A 19,824-nucleotide genomic window follows, 5' to 3' on the forward strand; every position below is an offset into this window, starting at 1 on the left:
CTTCAAAACTGAAGGGGCGAATTATTCGCGGTACCACCCTACTTAGGATTAACTTAAAATCCTCGCTCGGCAATTTAACGGTTAAACCGTCTTTTTCTACTAGGCTCACCCTTTCGAAAAAGAAGCTCATGGACGTAATTCACGGAGTATCTATATGCTGATTTCCACCGACCATCAGCTCTCTATAATAGGGAGATCTCCACTACTGAACCCAATCTTAGCAATAACGTATTAATGTTGTTACAAGCATTTTAACCATAAATTCTACCTAATGTCAATGGTAATACATAGATTGACAAAACCATACAAAATATGCGTTCTCATATGGTATAATAGGTAAGATTCGGGGGGATTGAAATAATGAAAAAAAAGGAAGAAAAACTTAGGCGTTTCTCACCTTTTAACAAAGATATAATAAGAGGTTTCCGAATTTCATACAGTGTAATTGGAAGTCTGCTCTTATTATTCTTTATTATTGGCCTCATTGGTTTATGTTTTGCCGGAGGTGTAGGAGCCGGGTATTTCGCTTCATTAGTAAAAGACGAACCAATTCGTTCATACAATGTTATGAAAAACGATATTTACAATTATGAAGAAACATCACAAGTATTTTTTGCAAACAATGTATTGTTAGGAAAAATAAATGCTGACATTGAACGTGAAGAGGTAAAATTAGAAGATGTTTCACAACATGTCATTCATGCTGTCATTGCAACTGAAGACGAACTTTTTTATGAGCATGATGGGGTTGTGCCTAAAGCAATTATGCGTGCATTATTTCAAGAATTTACAAATGCTGCTGTCAAGACTGGTGGAAGTACCTTGACACAACAATTGATTAAAAATCAGATTTTAACAAATGAGGTTTCATTTGATCGTAAAGCAAAGGAAATTCTTCTCGCATTAAGGCTAGAAAAATTCTTTGAAAAGGATGAAATTATCGAAGCGTATTTAAATGTTACTGATTTTGGCCGTAATTCAAACGGCCGAAATATAGCTGGCGTTCAGGCCGCTGCAAAGGGTATCTTCGGTGTGGAAGCGAAAGATTTAAATATCCCACAATCAGCTTTTATTGCAGGTTTACCCCAAAGTCCTTTCGGATACACTCCATTCTCTAATAAGGGCGGGGCTGTAAAAGAAAACCTTGATCCAGGTATTAACAGAATGAAAACCGTATTAAAACGAATGTATAGTGGTGGATATATAACTGAAGAAGAATACAAAGCCGCACTTACTTATGATATACGTGCAAACTTAACTGATAAAAAGCCTTCTTCAATTGACCAATACCCATATTTAACTTACGAGATTGAGGATCGTGCTAAACAAATCATTATGCTCCAACTCGCTACGGAGGATGGTTACACGGAAGATGAATTGGATAAAGATGATGTTCTTTATAACCAATACAGGGCTTTAGCAGACAATGAGATCAGACATAATGGCTATCGTATTCATACGACAATTCATAAAGATATATACGATAAAATGCAAGATGTCGTTGCCCAGTATGAATATTATGGCAGTGATAAACCAGAACAAATAAAAGACCCAGATACAGGAGAAACGATTACGATCCAGGAGCCTGTTGAAGCCGGTGGGGTTTTAATTGAAAATAGTACTGGAAAAATCATTAGTTTTGTGGGCGGCCGAGATTTTGAGCGTGAAAATCTTAACCATGCAACAAATGCTGTCCGCCAAAATGGATCAACGATGAAACCATTGCTCGTATATGCACCTGCTTTGGAATTAGGGCTAGTGCAGCCAGGTTCAGTTATTGCGGATGTACCTTACACAATAAATGGCTACAGTCCAAAAAACAGTGGTGGAAGCTATCATGGCTTAACAAGTGCAAGAACGGCATTGAAATATTCATATAATATTCCAGCTGTAAAAACATTTATGTCTGTGATAAATAAAAACCCAGCATCTTATTTAGAAAAGATGGGTATCTCCCAAATTCCTGATAGTTTATATCCTTCACATAGTTTAGGATCATCAGGAGTAACAGTTGAAGAAAATGTCAATGCCTTTGCAACATTTGCTAATAAAGGAAAATTTGTCGATGCTTATATGATTGAAAAAATTGAAAATAGTGACGGAAAAGTTATCTATCAGCATGAAAAAACCGCTACAGATGTATTTTCTGCTCAGACTGCTTATTTAACGATTGATATGATGAGAGACGTTATTAGAGGTGGAACAGCCGCTTCATTAAATGGATTCCTTTCTTTTAGTGCTGACTGGTCTGGTAAAACAGGTACAACTCAAGATTATGGTGATGCATGGTTTGTTGCAACCAACCCAAATGTGACCTTTGGGACTTGGATTGGATATGATACACCGAAACCACTAGAGAGAAACTATAAAGGGATGTCTTATAGTAAACGGAATATTCTTTTATGGGCAAAATTAATGAATGTATCTCATGATGTCAATCCGGAGTTAATTGCTCCAAAAGAACGCTTTGAAATGCCTGGAGGAATTGTCGAACGCTCTTATTGTGCATTAACAGGTGAACTTCCTTCAGATCTTTGCCGAAGTGCTGGATTAGTAACAAGTGATCTTTTCAATGCAAAGTATGTTCCTACAAAAGTTGATGATAGTCTTACACATGGAAAATTTGTCGTTGTTAAAAACCAAGCATATAAAGTTCCTTCCTCAGCACCTTCCGAATTTGTTCAACAAGGTGTCATGTTAAAAAAAGATATTCTAAAGAAACATGGAATTAGCAGTATTGGAGATTTAAAAAAATTACTCCCCAACACAGCTAAGTTTGGAAATCTTGTCGTAACTGAAAATAAGGAAATTTCTGATAATGGAGCGAGTCCAAAGCAAGTTAGCGGGGTTTCTGTTAATGGTCCAAAAATAAGCTGGGGTGCGAATCCAGATAATGATGTCATTGGTTATAGAGTATATGCAGCAGCCAATCAAACGACCAACTTTAAAAAAGTAGCTAGTGTTCATGCATCAAGTACTTCCGCAAATGTCGGAACAGCACCAGCAGCCTATTATGTTGTTGCGGTTGATGTAGCAGGGAAAGAATCAGCACCATCAGCAATAATTAAAGTTGGCAATTATGCAAAAGAGAAGAGTAAGCCTGTTGCAACTGAAACTGTCAAACCAAAAACACCACCAGCTGCTCCAGCTAAGCCAGCAAAACCTGCTGTTACCCCACCGTCTGAAGCAATATAGAATGTTGATTCTATCATAGTGAAATAAAAAGGCCAGAGATTTTCATTGGAAATATCCAAGAAAATCTCTGGCTCTTTTTGTTTACTACGCTATTGCCACCATTTTTAATCTTCCATTGTAGAAAGATCACCAGTTGGTAAATCAAGCTCCCATGCTTTTAAGACCCGGCGCATAATTTTACCGCTTCTTGTTTTCGGAAGCTTATCACGGAAGTCAATTTCACGAGGTGCTGCATGTGCTGCTAAGCCTTTTTTCACAAATGTACGAATTTCTTCTTTTAACTCATCAGATGGTTCATATCCTTCTCGAAGTGCAACAAACGCTTTAATAATTTCTCCTCTAACAGGATCCGGTTTACCGATAACACCAGCTTCTGCAATGGCAGGATGCTCAACAAGCTTACTCTCGACTTCAAAAGGACCAACACGCTCACCAGAAGTCATAATCACATCATCAATTCTGCCTTGGAACCAAAAATAGCCATCTTCATCCATATAAGCTGAATCACCTGATACATACCAATCACCAGGCATAAAATATGATTCGAATTTTTCCTTGTTGTTCCAAATCGTATACATCATAGATGGCCAGCCTTTTTTAATCGCAAGATTCCCCATTCGATAAGGTGGAAGTTCATTTCCTTGATCATCTACTATGGCTGCTTTTACTCCTGGAATTGGTTTGCCCATTGAACCAGGTCTGATTTCCATACAAGGATAATTACAAATGAGTTGTGCCCCTGTTTCAGTCATCCACCACGTATCATGGATACGTTTATGAAATACTTTTACTCCCCATCGAACAACTTCTGGATTAAGTGGTTCTCCAACACTTAATACATGTCTTAATGAACTTGTATCAAATTGCTTTACAAGCTCGTCACCGGCACTCATTAACATTCTAAATGCGGTTGGAGCACTATACCAAACCGTTACACCATAATCTTCAATCGTTTTATACCACGCTTCAGGCTTAAAGCGTCCACCGACAATGACATTTGTTGCACCTGAAAGCCATGGACTAAAGATTCCATACACAGTACCAGTTACCCACCCTGGATCAGCTGTACACCAGTATACATCATCCTCCTGTAAATCTAAAACCCATTGTCCTGTTTGATAATGCTGCACCATTGCTTGATGAACATGAAGGACACCCTTTGGCTTTCCAGTAGAACCGGATGTATAGTGAAGAAGTAACCCGTCGGTCTTTTCAACCCACTCAATGTTAAGCTCTTTGCTTGCTGTTTTCATTTCAGCTAGAAAATCAATATATTTAGAATCAACAGATTCTCCTACAACGACAACATGTTTTAAGGCAGGTAATTCACTTACAGGAATTCGATCAAGCAATTCAGGTGTTGTAACGATCACCTTTGCATCACTATCTTCAAGACGATCTTTAACAGCACCTTCCATAAATGCTTCAAACAATGGACCAACAATTGCTCCCAGCTTAATCGCACCTAATAACACAAAGTATAATTCAGGTGTTCTAGGCATAAACACAAAAAGGCGATCTCCCTTTTCAAGATCAGCAGTTTTCTTTAACACATTAGCAGCTTTATTTGAGAGTTCCTTCATTTCTTTGAAGGTATACTTCTCATCACGTTCAGGGTCTCGATAATAAAGGGCGATTTTATTTTTCCGGAATGATTCTGCATGCTTATCAATTGCTTCATATGCTGCATTAACTCGACCAGTTTCTGACCATGTAAAGTTTTTTTCAACCTCTGACCAATCAAATGATTCATAGACAGCATCATAGTCTTGCAAATTAAAATTCCCCTTTGTTGGAGATAATGCTTCCAATTTCATTTTAATTCCCCCTTATGTAAACTTTGGTACTGCTACTATATTACAATACTACATTTTTCATAATCTTTGAAAATTTGTTATAATAATATTATAATGTAAACGCTTTATCGTGTAAAGAATCTTGTATAATAGTATATAGGACAAACCTACGTAAAATCTTTCTTCTATATATACTATGTAAATATGTGAACTTAACTCGCTTAAATTACTAAATATTTTAATATTAGCTGGAAATTTGATTAATTATACGGAACATCTCTTTGTCTCTTACTGTAATTAAACCCAAATTTCGCCTTCATTTTTTCATGATGGCAGTTTTTTCACCATAGGAGTGTTGTAGGTAATAATTTCGCAAGGCGGTGACGTAATGATACATCATAAGACATATAATGCAATGGAAATAAAAACACCGAATGGAAGTATATTTATCGAAGGGCCTGTTTCGCAGGACAAACTAGCAAACTATGAATTTCATGAAGGACTAGTTGCATTTAGACAGCCTAAACAGCAGCATAAAGCCCTTGTTGAAATAGCTGGTTTACCTGAAGGAAGAATTATCATTGCAAGACAGCGTGAGATGATCATTGGATATGTTACATATCTTTACCCGGATCCATTGGAAAGATGGTCTGAAGGAAAAATGGAAGATTTAATTGAATTAGGTGCAATTGAGGTGGCAGCAGAATTCCGCGGATATTCGATTGGAAAAAATTTATTAAGAGTATCAATGATGGATGATGCGATGGAGGATTACATCATAATCACTACTGAATATTATTGGCATTGGGACTTAAAAGGTTCTGGTTTAAACGTTTGGGAATATCGAAAGATGATGGAAAAAATGATGAATGCCGGAGGGTTAAAATGGTATGCAACTGATGATCCTGAAATCAGTTCACATCCGGCAAATTGCCTTATGGCCAAAATCGGAAAACGGATCGGCCAAGATTCGATAGAGAAATTTGATCGTTTGCGCTTTCAAAATCGCTTTATGTATTAATTATTATGAATAGGTGTTGTCAACATAGTTGACCTCCAAAATGGAAAATCCCATTTTGCAAAGAAAAATGCGTAAAATGTTTAAGGAGGCAGTTCAATGATCGTTAGGCAAATAATGAATTCTAACGTGATAACCTTACGTGCTGACGAAAGTATACGAATGGCATTAAACACGATGAAACAAAATCGAATCCGCCATATTCCTATTGTAAAAGATGACGACATTTTAGTAGGTATCATTACAGAACGGGACGTAAAGGATGCAAGCCCATCCATTTTCCAACTAGAATTAAGAGAAGATTTTTTAGAGAGACCGATATCGAGCATCATGAAAACAGAAGTTATTACGGGACATCCGCTTGATTTTGTTGAAGAATTAGCAGCCGTTTTAATTGAAAATAAAATTGGATGTTTACCAATTTTACAAGATGATAGATTAGTTGGCCTATTAACAGAAACAGACGTACTAAGTACGTTTGTAAAGCTTACCGGGGTTGAGCACCCTTCCTCACGAATAGAAGTGAAAGTACCAAATAGAGCTGGCATGTTAGCTGAAGTTTCTGCAATCTTAAAAAAACGAAGAGTCAATATTTCAAGTGTTCTTGTTTGTCCTGCTTCAAATAAAGATGCAAAAATTCTAGTATTTCGTGTACAAACGATGAACGTTTCGATGATTATCAGTGATTTAAAGGCTGAAGGATATGAAGTTTTGTGGCCGAAAGTATTGGGGAATATGAAATGACCAAGAATGATACAGTTTTTATTTACACACCACAATTTCAACAATATAAGTTTTCCACAGACCACCCTTTTAATCAGTTAAGAGTTGAACTGACATATGATTTATTAAAGGAAATAAAAGCGATTAACAGCCAACATATTGTTACACCAAGAGTTGCCTCTGATGATGAACTTGCACTTGTTCATGATAAGAAATATATTCATGCAGTTAAAATGGCTGGATATGGACAATTAGATCTCCAAGAAGCTCTTAATTATGGAATTGGGACAGATGATACACCCATCTTTTCACTTATGCATGAGGCAAGTTCACTCCTAGTAGGTGGTACCTTAACAGCTGTAGATTATGTAATGGAAGGAAAAGCAACTCACGCTGCAAACTTCGGCGGCGGTTTACACCACGGTTTTCGCGGTAAAGCCTCAGGGTTCTGTATTTATAATGATAGCTCTGTGGCTATTAAGTACATTCAAGAAAAGTATGGAGCAAGAGTGCTATATATTGATACAGATGCACATCATGGTGATGGTGTTCAATGGACATTTTATGATGAACCAAATGTATGTACTCTATCAATACACGAAACTGGAAGATATTTATTTCCCGGCACAGGTAATATAACAGAACGTGGAGCAGGAAAAGGATATGGCTATACTTTTAATATACCATTGGATGCTTTTACAGAAGACGAGTCATGGCTTCATGCATATAGATCATCAGTTGAAGAGGTTGCAGCCTTTTTTAAGCCAGATGTCATCTTAACGCAAAACGGTGCTGATGCACATTATTATGATCCATTAACACATCTATCTGCTACTATGGCCATTTATCATGAAATTCCAAAGCTTGCTCATGAAATCGCCCATAAGTATTGTAATGGGCGTTGGATAGCTGTTGGAGGCGGCGGCTATGATATTTGGCGGGTTGTCCCACGGGCTTGGAGCTTGATTTGGCTCGAAATGAATAATATGACTGTTCCAAATGAACTGCCTAAATCATGGATTGATAAGTGGCAAAAACAAGCGCCTGTTGCTCTTCCTAATAATTGGTATGATACTGATGACTTATATAAACCAATCCCGCGCAAACAAGAAATCAATGAAAAAAATGCCTTAACCCTAACGAAAGTACTCCAAATGATAAGGCAAAATAAATAGATTCATATTTCTACTATTTTGAACGACTCATTAAATGCTGTATAAATAGCAACCTATTTATTAATTAGGTTGCTACTTATTTAAATATAAAACCCTTAGTTATACTTTAAAAAGTACGAAAACCTTAGTAGCGATCACAACAAAAAAGGCAAATCCCTCCCCTCTTCATTCACGTTGTGTAACAATCGATCGCTTTAACTATCGGTAATGTAATGACATTACAAAAACGAGCTAACAAATGATTAGCCCGTCATTATCTTCATAAAAATATCTTTTTTATTATTGTTTCGTCGATTGTCTATATTCAATTCGATGTGGCAGCTCTACAATGTGATTATCCACTTCTTCTTTATTCATATACTTAGTTAGTAATCGCATGGCAACAGCACCAATATCGTATGTTGGCTGCACAACTGTTGTTAATTGTGGCCTAACCATTGTGGAAAGTCTCGTATTGTCAAAACCAACAATTTCAAAATCATCAGGAATTGTGTAATTTCGGTCTTGTGCACCGTGAATAACTCCTAAAGCCATTTCATCTGTCCCAACGAAAATAGCTGTCGGTTTTTCGGTAAGTTCGTCAATTTTTTCAAACGCTTCAATACCTGAATCGTATGTATAATCACCTTCCACAACCAATTCCTCATCAAATGGAATGCCGGCATCCGCTAATGCTCGCTTATAACCGACTGTCTTTTTCAAACGATTAATCGGTTCTTCAGCTGGTCCTTCAACATAGGCAATTCTTTTGTGACCCTTTTCAACTAACATTGAAATAACATCATATGCAGATTGTTCGTAATTAATGTTTACAGATGGTGTTGTTTCAGATAAGTCTACAGACGCTGCTAATACGATAGGAACTGGAGAACGCTTAAATTGTTCGACAAGCTCTTCGGTCACATTTCCACTCATAAAAACAATCCCATCTACTTGCTTACCTAACATTGTATTTAAAAGATGCAACTCTTTATCCTTGTTTTGATCAGAGTTACTTAAAATAATGTTGTATTTATACATTGTTGCAATATCTTCAATACCACGAGCAAGTTCAGAATAAAAAGTACTTGAGATATCAGGGATAATAACACCAACAGTTGTTGTTTTTTTGCTAGCTAATCCTCTTGCAACTGCATTTGGGCGATAGCCTAAACGATCAATTGCATCAAGAACCTTTTTTCTAGTTGTAGGTTTTACATTTGGATTCCCGTTTACTACACGAGAAACAGTTGCCATAGATACACTTGCCTCACGGGCAACATCATAAATAGTAACACTTGACATTTTGAACACTCCTTCTATTCCAATAAAAACGTCTATTTAAAATTTCCACTTTAAATTTTCGTATTGTTTAACATGTAGATAATTTGCTACATTCTGTCTAAAAACCGTGTTTAATCACGTTCCATGTAAATAATCATACGATACTCTAAAAACCTCTGCAATCTATTTCAATTGTTTTTTACGTTGTTTTCACATATTGTTCGTTTTTTCACATATTTCTTTTGATATAGTATTACATTCTCTTGAAATTCAACCAATTCTTAACTTATTTCTTTAGGTGAAAAAGTTATACATATAGTTTTCCCTTATTATTATACATTTATTAGAAAAACTTGGCTAATTGTCAAGTCTAATTAATTTTTTTTACAAATAGGCTCTTTTCTAAGAGATTGTTGCTTTTAAAACGAAAACTATTTCCGGTTGATTGGAGCAGATTGTGAGACTTCTGCGGGAGCAGCGGGACATGTGATGTGAGACTCATGCAGGCGTTTACGCCGAGGAGGCTCACAGCCCGCCCCGCTAAAAAGCGAGAATCTCTCGCTGCAATCAACCACACATCACTACTTGGTAAATACCAACAAAGTTTGCGAAAACAGCCTAAAAATAAAAAGGCTGACTCATATACCAGCTATATCCGAGAACAAGCAATAAAATGTAGCTTGTTCTTTTTCAGATATACTGTTGAGCCAACCGTATCCTTCTTATATTCAGTGCTGTGACCATAAAGCAAAGTACTAAAAGAAGGGCAATGACAATGATTGCAATGCCTCTAAATCCAGAAGAACTGAGGCTAAAAAACCTTTCAATTCCCCTTATAACTTTCACTGAAGACAAACTTAACACTTACAATTATCACATTAAAATGGATTAAGCATTTACTTTAACTAAAGGTTTTAATTCTTTCATGAAATTATCAAATTGATCAAAGTCCATTTGTTGTGCAGAATCAGATAAAGCAACTGCTGGGTCTGGATGAACCTCTGCCATTACACCATCAGCACCAATGGCTAATGCCGCTTTAGCTGTTGGAACTAGTAAATCTCTTCTACCAGTAGAATGAGTCACATCAACAAATACAGGTAAATGTGTTTCTTGTTTTAAAATTGGTACAGCAGAAATATCTAATGTATTTCTTGTCGCACGTTCATACGTACGAATACCGCGCTCACAAAGGATAATTTGATCATTACCTTGTGAGATGATGTATTCAGCAGCGTTTACGAACTCATCAATTGTTGCTGCTAATCCACGTTTCAATAATACTGGTTTACGAACAGCTCCTGCAGCCTTTAATAGATCAAAGTTTTGCATATTTCGTGCACCAATTTGAATGATGTCAACATAGTCTAATGCTAATTCAATATCAGCAGGATTTGTTATTTCACTAATAATCGCTAAACCGTACTCGTCTCCAACTTTTCTCAAAATTTTCAGACCTTCAAGACCAAGCCCCTGGAAGTCATATGGACTTGTACGTGGTTTAAACGCACCGCCACGGAGAATTTTGATACCTTGTTTAACAGCTTGCTCTGCAACAGCAGCAGTTTGCTCATAGCTTTCAACTGCACATGGCCCAACGATGAATGACTGATTTCCATCACCGATACGAACTCCATTAACTTCAATGATTGTATTTTCTGGTTTCTTCTTACGGGAAACAAGTAAAGCTTTGCTATGGTCATCTTCCTGCAATTCTAAACTTGCTTTAAAAATCTCCTTAAAAATATGTTGTAAAGTTGAATCCAAAAATGGACCGTCATTATATTCTTTAATATTATTTAACATTTTGCGTTCGCGAACAGGATCATAACGATGAACACCCTGTGCTTCTTTTGCTTTACCAATTTCCTGAACAACTCTACCTCGCTCATTAATTAGCTTTAATATTTGTAAATTAATCTCATCTGCTCTCTCTCTTAATGCCTCTAATTCCGCGTGACTCATCTCTCTCATCCTTCCCTAAATAAAATCCTCAAAATAATTTGAATAATAAAATATGTTTTTATATTATTTGCTATTATATACGATAAAAATGGTATTGTCATTAATAACTTTAATATTTAAACGCTTTTAAGCGGTAAAGTGTTTGGGTGTACGATTTATTCATCGCCACTTTACAACGTATGCTTTTTAAGTCAAGATGATACCAAACCAATTAATGATTTTATTTATCGAATGAATGATTAATTTATAAAGTCTCTTTTCTAAGAGATTGTTGCTTTTAAAACGAAAACTATTTTAGGTTGATTGAGCGGAATTGCGAGACTCATGCTGGCGTTTACGCCGAGGAGGCTCAACGCCCCCATCCCCGCGGAAAGCGAGCATCAGGAGCGGCAGTCAACCACACCCCACTACTTGGTAAAGTTTGCGAAAACAGCTTTTTTAAAAAATAAAAAGTGACTGCCAATCTTAAAGTAGTAGGCAGCCACATTCTTTTAACCAATTGTTTCTTTTTTGAGTGAATCATAAGTGATTTTCCAATGAGAAGTATCCCATACAACTTTTTTCCCTTTAAATAATAGGGCTTGAGGTGATTCATGCTTAATTCCAAATGTTTCTGAAATATAATTTGAAAGTGGTTTTGCATCCTGAACATGTAAATGATAGCTTGGAAAGTCAGGATGTTTGTCCGTAAATTCTTGATATTCTTCAAACGCAGCCTGACTAATTGGACATGTTAAGCTATTTTTTACAAATAAAAATGCATCATTGTTATTTAATACTTCCTCAAATTGTTCTATTGTCTCTATCGCTTGTTTACTCACTTTCTTCACCTTTCTACTAAAGAGATACCGATATCATGTTTCACAGTTCTCTTTCATACTAATAATTAGACCTCTTAAGAATTTGTTTTCAATTGATTTTCTGAGTTATCGTCAGCTTTAGCCTGTTGTTGCACCTTTTTATCATTATCATAACCGGAGTCAACTGGCTCTACAACTGCAACGGATTGATCTGTTTGTCCATTGTCTTTATTTGAAGTTGCTGAATCATCTGAAATTTGTTCCATTGCCTCTTCTATTTCCTTTTCAATGAAATCACTTTGTCCTTTTGTTGTACCTTTCATATCACGGACTTTATTCATAATCTGAGAAGATTGTTCAGTAACAGCCTGTGAAAGTGAAACGGTTTTCTCTTTTGCGGCACTTGCTATGCCTGAGCTTTTTTCAAGAGCATCACTAGTCATTCGTCCTGTACGTTTCTTTACCATTGTTGCTTGTTGCCCAAGATCATCGCGAATTTCTTTACCAGATTTCGGTGCTAAAAATAATGCTGTTGCCGCCCCGATTAATCCTCCAACTAGTGAACCAACAATAAAATCTTTACTATTATTTTTACCCATTTATAACTACCTCCTCTAAATCAGATAATCGATTCGATCAACCTGTCGTTTTGCTTTCACTTTTCTGCTTCCATTTTGCCCATATTTCCATCGCAGCATTACTCCATTGGACAACTTGATTTATTTTATCTTGATTTTGATTAAGACTTGTAGAAACAGAAGTTGTCACTCTCTTAACAGAATGATTTAACTGTTGTATTGTTGTACCTACATCTTGAACAGATTCAACAACCGTATTTAATTTTTCTGACTTATGTTGGATATCATCTGCAAGTGCATTTGTTTTATGTAATAATTCTGTTGTTTCAAGCGTAATTCCTTCCATTTGTTTTTCAAGTCCAGATAAAGTTCCTGCTACATTCGATAAAGTTTCTTGTAGAGCCTTTAATGTTTTCGACACATATACCACTAAAATCGTAAATGCTACAGCTATTAGAGCAACACTTAGATATAAAATAATGATCATGTCCTACACCTCCTAATGTCTTTAATGTTCTATACCCATTATAATCTATTATAAACAGAAACTTTACAATATAGATAAATTCTCTCCTATATTTGACAATTTTTATGACATTACCTGTATTTATCCATGAGCACATTAGTCCTTTGCCATATTGTAATAACTAAGACAAAACTCTTATGCTTTCTATCTTTTTATCTTCTCGTTCGTAAGAATAATCCTGTTCGGGTAAAATAAATCTTGGAAGACTACTTTTTTAGGAGGTTTTATTTTGAAAGATCCACGTATTGAAACACTTGCAAAAAACCTTATTAATTATTCAATCCGTTTACAAAAAGGCGAAAAAGTATTAATTGAAAATTTCGGACTGCAAAGAGAGTTAGTGGTTGCTCTTGTTAAAGAAGCATATAAAGCGGGCGGATACCCATTCGTTTCCTTGAAGGATCACCAGGTTGATCGAGCGTTAATGATGGGAGGACAAGAAGAACAATTTCAATTAATCGCAGATTTTGAAGCTGAAGTAATGAAGAAAATGGATGCTTACGTAGGTTTAAGATCTGGAAATAACATCAATGAATTTGCGGATATTTCAGATGAAAAAATGAAATTGCAGGGCCAAACAATTGGGAAAAAGGTACACCGTGAAATTCGTGTTCCAAAAACACGATGGGTCGTATTAAGATACCCTACATCTTCTATGGCTCAGTTGGCGAAAATGAGTACGGAACAGTTTGAGGATTTTTATTTTGATGTATGCAATCTTGACTATAGTAAAATGGACATAGCAATGGATCCATTAGTTGAATTAATGAATAAGACGGATAAAGTTCGTTTAACTGGAGAAGGAACTGATTTAACGTTCTCAATTAAAGACATCCCAGCTATAAAATGTTCTGGTCAGATGAACATACCAGATGGTGAAGTATATACAGCACCTGTTAAAGATTCTGTAAATGGCAAAATTACATATAATACGCCTTCACCTTATAATGGATTTACATTTGAAAATGTTCAATTAACATTTAAAGATGGAAAAATAGTAGAGGCAACGGCAAATGATACAGAAAGAATTAATAAAATTTTTGATACAGATGAAGGTGCACGTTTTATCGGTGAATTTGCAATTGGAGTGAACCCTTATATCTCTCAGCCAATGCAAGACATCCTTTTTGATGAAAAAATTGATGGCAGCTTCCACTTCACTCCTGGTCAAGCATATGATGATGCGTACAATGGGAATCATTCAAACATCCATTGGGACATGGTTATGATTCAACGCCCAGAGTATGGCGGTGGTGAGATCTACTTTGATGATGTGCTTATTCGAAAAGATGGCCGTTTTGTCATACCCGAGTTGGAGGCTTTAAATCCAGAGAATTTAAAATAAGAAACGCAAGCTCTTACTTTCACATTTCATTTCATCGTGGGTGAAAAAACAATCATAAAAACGAAACGCATGGATAATAAATCCATGCGTTTCGTTTTTAGTTTATACGTGTACATCCCTCTTCGTAAATGAGAGTAATGTAAAATAAAATAAAATGACAAGATGAATAAATATATTACAAATAGAGAATGGCAACGACATTCCTTCAAATAAAGGCTCTCCGAAGAAGTAAGGCATTAAATTTGTATTGGCAAATAGTAAATACTTTCCTGCCTCATAATGATAATGATCTAACAGTGTGATAACCGCACTAGATGTAAACAGTAAAAATATAGGAAGCGCGATTGAAAAGACACTGCTTCGTGTTAAAGCAGAAAGACAAAATGCAATTGAACACATGACAATCATTTCAATGAACTGAAACAAATAACCACCTAATCCAACTAATACTTTTTGATCAAGGTCAAATAATGTTCCAGAGTAAAAAATAAGCCCAAGTATGCATGACATCAATAATTGAAGTAACACAAATAATCCAGTAATATATAAAACTGTTAGATATTTGGATAGTAATATTTTTGCCCTTTTTACAGGCCTTGTAAATAAAAACTTGATCGTACCTTTTTCAAATTCACTTGAAACAATGTCGCCAGAAACAATAATACACATTAACTGGATGACTATTAGCAAATAAGAGCTAACTTGAATATAATCCCAAAAAGTAAAATCAGTACCTTTAAATAGAAATTTAAAAAATAAACTGAAAACAATATTTATTATAACCATTAAGCCAATTAAAACCCATATTCTAGGACGTTTAAATAGTTTCATATGCTCATTTTTAAGTAAGTGAAGATAAGACATCATGATCCTTCACCTCGCACTGTTTGTAAAAATAGCTCTTCAAGCGGACTACCAGTTCTCTCAATTCCGACTACATCGATTCCTGATGAGACAAGCAGCTTATTCAGCTGTGCAACATCATGTATCATTAATTCGATTGAAAAGCCACTCGAATGATAATGTATATTATTATGATCCAATTTATTTTCTATTATAGTTTTTAGTTTCTCTCCATTTAACACCTTAAAGGAATAAGTTTGCAGCGTGCTTGTACCCTCTTGTAAATCACTTAATAACCCACGTTGTATACATGTTCCATCATCCATAACTAATACACTATCACATATCAATTCAATTTCAGCGAGAATATGGCTTGAGATAATGATTGACACATTTTCTTCACGAGCAAGCTTTCTTAATGTTTCTCTCAGACTTTTAATCCCTTCTGGATCAAGCCCGTTAGTCGGTTCATCTAAAAGTAGTATGGATGGTCGATGAAGAAGTGCCTGAGCAAGACCAAGTCTTTGCCTCATTCCTAGGGAATAGGTATAAACCTTATCAAAAATATAGTCATCCATTTTTAAGCGTTCAATCACTTCATCGATTCTTTTAGATGAAAATTGATCTGTCATTCGGAAAAAATGGATTAGGTTATCATAGCCTGATAAATAATCATACATAATTGGATTTTCAATGATTGCTCCGACATGCATGATTGCCTTTTCAAATTCTTTGTTGATATGATGACCTTCAATCAATACCAGCCCGTTTGTTGGTTTAATGAGACCAACAAGCATTTTTAAAATTGTTGTTTTCCCAGAACCATTCGGACCAAGCAAGCCAAGGATTTCCCCGCGAGAGAGTTCAAAACTTACATCTTTAATAATAAGGGATTTCCCGATTTTTTTACTTAGATGATCTACTTTTAGAACAATTTCAAATTCTTTCATACTAACACCTTCATTTATCTCACACTTATTCAGTATGTTTATTTTGAAAAGCTGGAGCTATCACATCAATTCGATTTGTCCATATCCAGCCTTGATAATTAGCAGGAAGACGATTAAGATCACTTTTTGAATCAAAGCCTTCTGAAAATCCACCGTCACCAGCAACAATAACAATTCTTGCATTTGATTTTTCCATGCGCTCTATAAATTTTCCGGACCATCCCCAGAAAAATAGCGCAATTTTTTCTGGAATATGCAACTCTGTATTTTCACATGTTCCTGGAACATAGCCTGTCCAACCAGTTAATATATATGGGATTAAACAACTTTTCATGGTTCCTTTTGACATGACCCTAATACTAGGTAATTTTTCATTTAATGTTTCAATTGGTTTATCACCGCCATAGACAGTTAACAGCCTTAAACGGTCCTCTGGAAGCTTAGAAAGGATTTTCGCGAGTTGTTCCCCTTCCTTTGCATCATCACTTTTTATATGAATTAAAAAAGACTTTTCTGGAAAATAGCTTAATACCTCATCAAGTGACGGCATTAATCCAATCCCTTTTCCACGGAAAGGGAAAGTTTTCCCATTATCGTATGTATATCCATATCCAATGTCAACTTTTTTAAGCTCGTCCATCGAATAATCCATTGTTGTTCCTTCAACATCTGTCCGACAATCTAATGTCCAGTCATGAAAGACGGCAAATTGTCCATCTTTAGTCGGCTTAATATCCAATTCAACCATATTTGCGCCTTCTTTAAATGCAGCTTCCATTGAAGGTATTGTATTCTCTAAATATGAATGCTCAGGTTTATAAATCATCTCAGCCGTACAAGTATCATTGCTCACCTTACTTATATCAAAGGTTTGTGCCATGCCTCTATGAGCAAGTAACAATGGCTGATGCTCCGATTTACCTGAAAAAAAATTGGTATTATTCAACACCATAAAAAGAATTAAGATGCCGATAAATATCATGATTTTTTTTATGTGTTTTTTCCTCATTATCATCAATTATCCTCCAGTACATTTTACACATTTAAATAGTAATTCTTTGATTGCTCAGACTCAATGATTATGAGATAATATTTTGCTGATAAGATTCTGATAATTTATTTGGAGTTAGGAGTTAAAGAATGGATTTTTCATCATTTCTTATAATTGAGCATGCACCAGAGCATGATGCTGGCGATATTATCTCATTAACGAAAACAAACACCGTTTTTGGCAGAGAGTCATTACAATGGAAACCTGATATTGCATTCAACAATGTATATGTCTCAAGAAAACACTTTATCATTTACGTTGATTCAAAAAACCATTATTATATTGAAGATTTAACAAGTAAACATGGTACAGCATTGAATGGAATTCGTCTTAAACCAAATCAACCTAAAAAACTAAATAACTATGACACCATTTCTTTTGCAAAAGATCTTATCGTTATGACTTTCTCGCTTAAAGGCATAGAAGAAACATTAGAATTAACACCTCTTCATCTTACAGAGTTAAAGAGAAGGTCCTTAAGTCCTCAGCTTGATCCACTAAAGCAAGCCATACTTTTTAAAAACACCGCTTATTCTTTAACGGATAAGGAATATAAGTCTATGGAACTACTCCTTCAAAATAATTATTTCGTCACGAAGGAAGAACTTATAACATATGTTTGGTCTGAGAGATTCACCACATCGACACTTGAACCTATGGTTAGTCCAGAGGAAGTACATGCTCTTATTTATCGCTTAAGAAAAAAAATACCTGCTAATATAAACATCGAAGTGATTAGAGGAAAGGGTTACTCTTTAACCATGAAACTAGACACATAACAAAAGCGCAAGCGCCTTGTACAGCCCCGACAAGCATAATCCAATTTGGAATAGAAGGCGTTCTTTGCCTTCTATTCCAAATTGGATTATGACCTCGAGGGGCTAGGCGCTGGAGCTGGATGTCGAGCGCTTATCCACAGTACAAGAATTTTATAATTTCCTAAACGATAAAAAAAGCTGACGTATTAAGGAATTACATGTCGTAATTCTCTAATAGCGTCAGCTTTTTAGTTAAATAATGATTATGCTAAAACCTTTTCATAAGCTTCTTGATATTTTTGAATATCTCCAGCACCCATAAATACTAATACAGCACCTTTATGTGTTTTCAATACAGAAGTGTGGTTTTCCTCAATTAATTGAGAATGATCAATTTTTTCAAGAAGACTTTCAATCGAGAGATTTCCGACATTTTCTCTAGCTGATCCGAAGATATCACATAAGTAAACAAAGTCAGCCTTTTGTAAACTCTCAGCAAATTCTGATAAGAAAGATTGCGTTCTAGTAAACGTATGAGGCTGGAACACTGCAACAATTTCTCTGTCTGGATATTTCTGTCTTGCAGCATCAATTGTCGCATTGATCTCTGTCGGATGGTGGGCATAATCATCTATTAAGATTTGATCACCAACTCTTTTTTCATTAAAGCGTCTCTTTACACCTTCAAATGTTTGCAGCCTTTGCTGAATGATCTCAACGTCAATTCCTTCATAATGACACAATGCAATAACTGATAGAGCATTTAAAATACTGTGATCACCATACGTTGTAATTTTAAATGTTGCATAAAAATTGTTACGAACATAAACATCGAAGGTAGTTCCTTCTGTAGATTTTACAATGTTTCTCGCTTGAAAATCATTGTCATCACCAAATCCATAATAAACAACAGGAACTTTTGCTTGAATTTTCTGCAGTTGCTTATCATCCCCACAAGCAATAATTCCTTTTTTCACTTGAAGTGCCATTTCCTGAAATGCACTAAAAACATCTTCAATATTTGTAAAATAATCTGGATGATCAAAATCAATGTTTGTCATAATCGCATAATCAGGCATATATGCTAAGAAATGTCTACGATACTCGCATGCTTCAAATGCAAAGTATTTGCTGTTGGGAATCCCATGACCCGTTCCATCCCCAATTAAATAAGAAGTTGGTTCCGCACCTTGGATAACATGTGATAACAAACCAGTTGTTGAAGTTTTTCCATGTACACCAGTTATCCCGACACTTGTATACATTTGCATAAAATCACCTAAAAAACGGTGATAACGAATGACAGGCAGGCCAAGATTGAACGCTTCTTCTATTTCTGGATGCGTATCAGGAAATGCATTTCCTGCAATAATTGTTAACCCCTCTTTAATATTCTCTTTCGCAAAGGGTAAAATTTTAATGTTACGAGTTTCAAGGGCTTTTTGTGTAAATATTTTCTTTTCAATATCAGAGCCCTGAACTTCATAATTCATATCGTGTAAAATTTGTGCAAGGGCACTCATACCAGTCCCTTTAATTCCAACAAAATGATAAACAGTCATAAATAGAACCTCCAACAAACGTCTATCTGATTAACAGTATATGACGCTCATCTAGATTTGCAACCCATCTATATGAAACCAATAAGAATAGCGCTAAGAGCCATTTTTGGTAACAAGCAAAGGACATGTTCTTTCACCTTCTGACAGTTATTGCTTAAATGACCTCTTGCAGTCAGAAACGCGAAAGTCTCATATCTTGATTCACATACACACCCTGTGCTTTGCCAATGGCGCCTAGAGCAAAACATCGAAACTAAGTACAAAAAAAACGATACT

General features: G+C 35.7%; 16 protein-coding genes and 1 other annotated feature. Of the genes, 6 read left to right on the forward strand and 10 right to left on the reverse strand.

The window, feature by feature from the left end; genetic code table 11:
* Positions 1 to 9 precede the first annotated feature (9 nt).
* Positions 10 to 228, reverse strand: a binding site (T-box leader).
* A 132-nt stretch (positions 229 to 360) separates the two neighbouring features.
* The gene (locus GMB29_RS21085) at positions 361 to 3,195 is read left to right on the forward strand and encodes a transglycosylase domain-containing protein (protein ID WP_136352057.1); all 2,835 of its coding nucleotides are present in this window, start codon (positions 361 to 363) and stop codon (positions 3,193 to 3,195) included.
* A 104-nt stretch (positions 3,196 to 3,299) separates the two neighbouring features.
* Here the strand turns inward: GMB29_RS21085 and acsA are convergent, their stop codons facing one another.
* Complete coding sequence (gene acsA, locus GMB29_RS21090; protein WP_136352058.1) at positions 3,300 to 5,012, reverse strand: acetate--CoA ligase; 1,713 nt, start codon at positions 5,010 to 5,012, stop codon at positions 3,300 to 3,302.
* 367 nt (positions 5,013 to 5,379) lie between these two features.
* Here acsA and GMB29_RS21095 point away from each other — a divergent pair, with 367 nt between their 5' ends.
* The 3 genes from GMB29_RS21095 (at position 5,380) to GMB29_RS21105 (ending at position 7,907) form a co-directional block, all read left to right on the forward strand.
* The gene (locus GMB29_RS21095; protein WP_136352059.1) at positions 5,380 to 6,012 is read left to right on the forward strand and encodes a GNAT family N-acetyltransferase; all 633 of its coding nucleotides are present in this window, start codon (positions 5,380 to 5,382) and stop codon (positions 6,010 to 6,012) included.
* A 96-nt stretch (positions 6,013 to 6,108) separates the two neighbouring features.
* Complete coding sequence (locus GMB29_RS21100; RefSeq protein ID WP_136352060.1) at positions 6,109 to 6,753, forward strand: acetoin utilization AcuB family protein; 645 nt, start codon at positions 6,109 to 6,111, stop codon at positions 6,751 to 6,753.
* Positions 6,750 to 7,907 (forward strand): acetoin utilization protein AcuC, encoded by a 1,158-nt coding sequence (locus GMB29_RS21105; protein WP_136352061.1) that lies wholly within the window; start codon positions 6,750 to 6,752, stop codon positions 7,905 to 7,907. The genes GMB29_RS21100 and GMB29_RS21105 overlap by 4 nt, the downstream gene beginning before the upstream one ends.
* Before the next feature lie 279 nt (positions 7,908 to 8,186).
* On the opposite strand, the gene ccpA is transcribed toward GMB29_RS21105, so the two are convergent.
* The 5 genes from ccpA to GMB29_RS21130 form a co-directional block, all read right to left on the reverse strand.
* Positions 8,187 to 9,191 carry a catabolite control protein A gene (ccpA, locus tag GMB29_RS21110; protein ID WP_136352062.1) on the reverse strand — a complete coding sequence of 335 codons (1,005 nt, stop codon included), beginning with the start codon at positions 9,189 to 9,191 and terminating at the stop codon, positions 8,187 to 8,189.
* Positions 9,192 to 10,058: 867 nt separating this feature from the next.
* Positions 10,059 to 11,135 carry a bifunctional 3-deoxy-7-phosphoheptulonate synthase/chorismate mutase gene (locus tag GMB29_RS21115; protein ID WP_136352063.1) on the reverse strand — a complete coding sequence of 359 codons (1,077 nt, stop codon included), beginning with the start codon at positions 11,133 to 11,135 and terminating at the stop codon, positions 10,059 to 10,061.
* A gap of 491 nt (positions 11,136 to 11,626) precedes the next feature.
* On the reverse strand, positions 11,627 to 11,956 hold the full coding sequence (ytxJ, locus tag GMB29_RS21120; protein ID WP_136352064.1) for a bacillithiol system redox-active protein YtxJ: 330 nt from the start codon (positions 11,954 to 11,956) through the stop codon (positions 11,627 to 11,629).
* Between the two features lie 74 nt (positions 11,957 to 12,030).
* Positions 12,031 to 12,534, reverse strand: coding sequence for a YtxH domain-containing protein (locus GMB29_RS21125; RefSeq protein ID WP_136352065.1), 504 nt, complete (start codon positions 12,532 to 12,534; stop codon positions 12,031 to 12,033).
* A 37-nt stretch (positions 12,535 to 12,571) separates the two neighbouring features.
* A complete protein-coding gene (locus GMB29_RS21130; RefSeq protein ID WP_136352066.1) occupies positions 12,572 to 13,000 on the reverse strand; it encodes a DUF948 domain-containing protein in 429 nt (142 codons plus the stop codon).
* Positions 13,001 to 13,268: 268 nt separating this feature from the next.
* Here GMB29_RS21130 and GMB29_RS21135 point away from each other — a divergent pair, with 268 nt between their 5' ends.
* Positions 13,269 to 14,384 (forward strand): aminopeptidase, encoded by a 1,116-nt coding sequence (locus GMB29_RS21135; protein WP_136352067.1) that lies wholly within the window; start codon positions 13,269 to 13,271, stop codon positions 14,382 to 14,384.
* Between the two features lie 102 nt (positions 14,385 to 14,486).
* Here GMB29_RS21135 and GMB29_RS21140 read toward each other — a convergent pair whose 3' ends face one another.
* Genes GMB29_RS21140 through GMB29_RS21150 form a run of 3 tightly spaced genes read right to left on the reverse strand, consistent with a single transcriptional unit; the run spans position 14,487 to position 17,186 of the window.
* Positions 14,487 to 15,248, reverse strand: a complete 762-nt coding sequence (locus GMB29_RS21140) for an ABC transporter permease (RefSeq protein ID WP_168733785.1) — start codon at positions 15,246 to 15,248, stop codon at positions 14,487 to 14,489.
* A complete protein-coding gene (locus GMB29_RS21145; protein ID WP_136352069.1) occupies positions 15,248 to 16,177 on the reverse strand; it encodes an ABC transporter ATP-binding protein in 930 nt (309 codons plus the stop codon). The genes GMB29_RS21140 and GMB29_RS21145 overlap by 1 nt, the downstream gene beginning before the upstream one ends.
* 25 nt (positions 16,178 to 16,202) lie before the next feature.
* Positions 16,203 to 17,186, reverse strand: a complete 984-nt coding sequence (locus tag GMB29_RS21150; RefSeq protein WP_406600356.1) for a glycerophosphodiester phosphodiesterase family protein — start codon at positions 17,184 to 17,186, stop codon at positions 16,203 to 16,205.
* Positions 17,187 to 17,317: 131 nt separating this feature from the next.
* Here GMB29_RS21150 and GMB29_RS21155 point away from each other — a divergent pair, with 131 nt between their 5' ends.
* A complete protein-coding gene (locus GMB29_RS21155) occupies positions 17,318 to 18,007 on the forward strand; it encodes an FHA domain-containing protein (RefSeq protein WP_136352071.1) in 690 nt (229 codons plus the stop codon).
* Between the two features lie 242 nt (positions 18,008 to 18,249).
* Here the strand turns inward: GMB29_RS21155 and murC are convergent, their stop codons facing one another.
* Positions 18,250 to 19,548 carry a UDP-N-acetylmuramate--L-alanine ligase gene (gene murC / locus GMB29_RS21160; RefSeq protein WP_136352072.1) on the reverse strand — a complete coding sequence of 433 codons (1,299 nt, stop codon included), beginning with the start codon at positions 19,546 to 19,548 and terminating at the stop codon, positions 18,250 to 18,252.
* Positions 19,549 to 19,824: the final 276 nt, after the last annotated feature.

It is taken from the genome of Metabacillus sediminilitoris, assembly GCF_009720625.1.
Taxonomy (GTDB): domain Bacteria; phylum Bacillota; class Bacilli; order Bacillales; family Bacillaceae; genus Metabacillus; species Metabacillus sediminilitoris.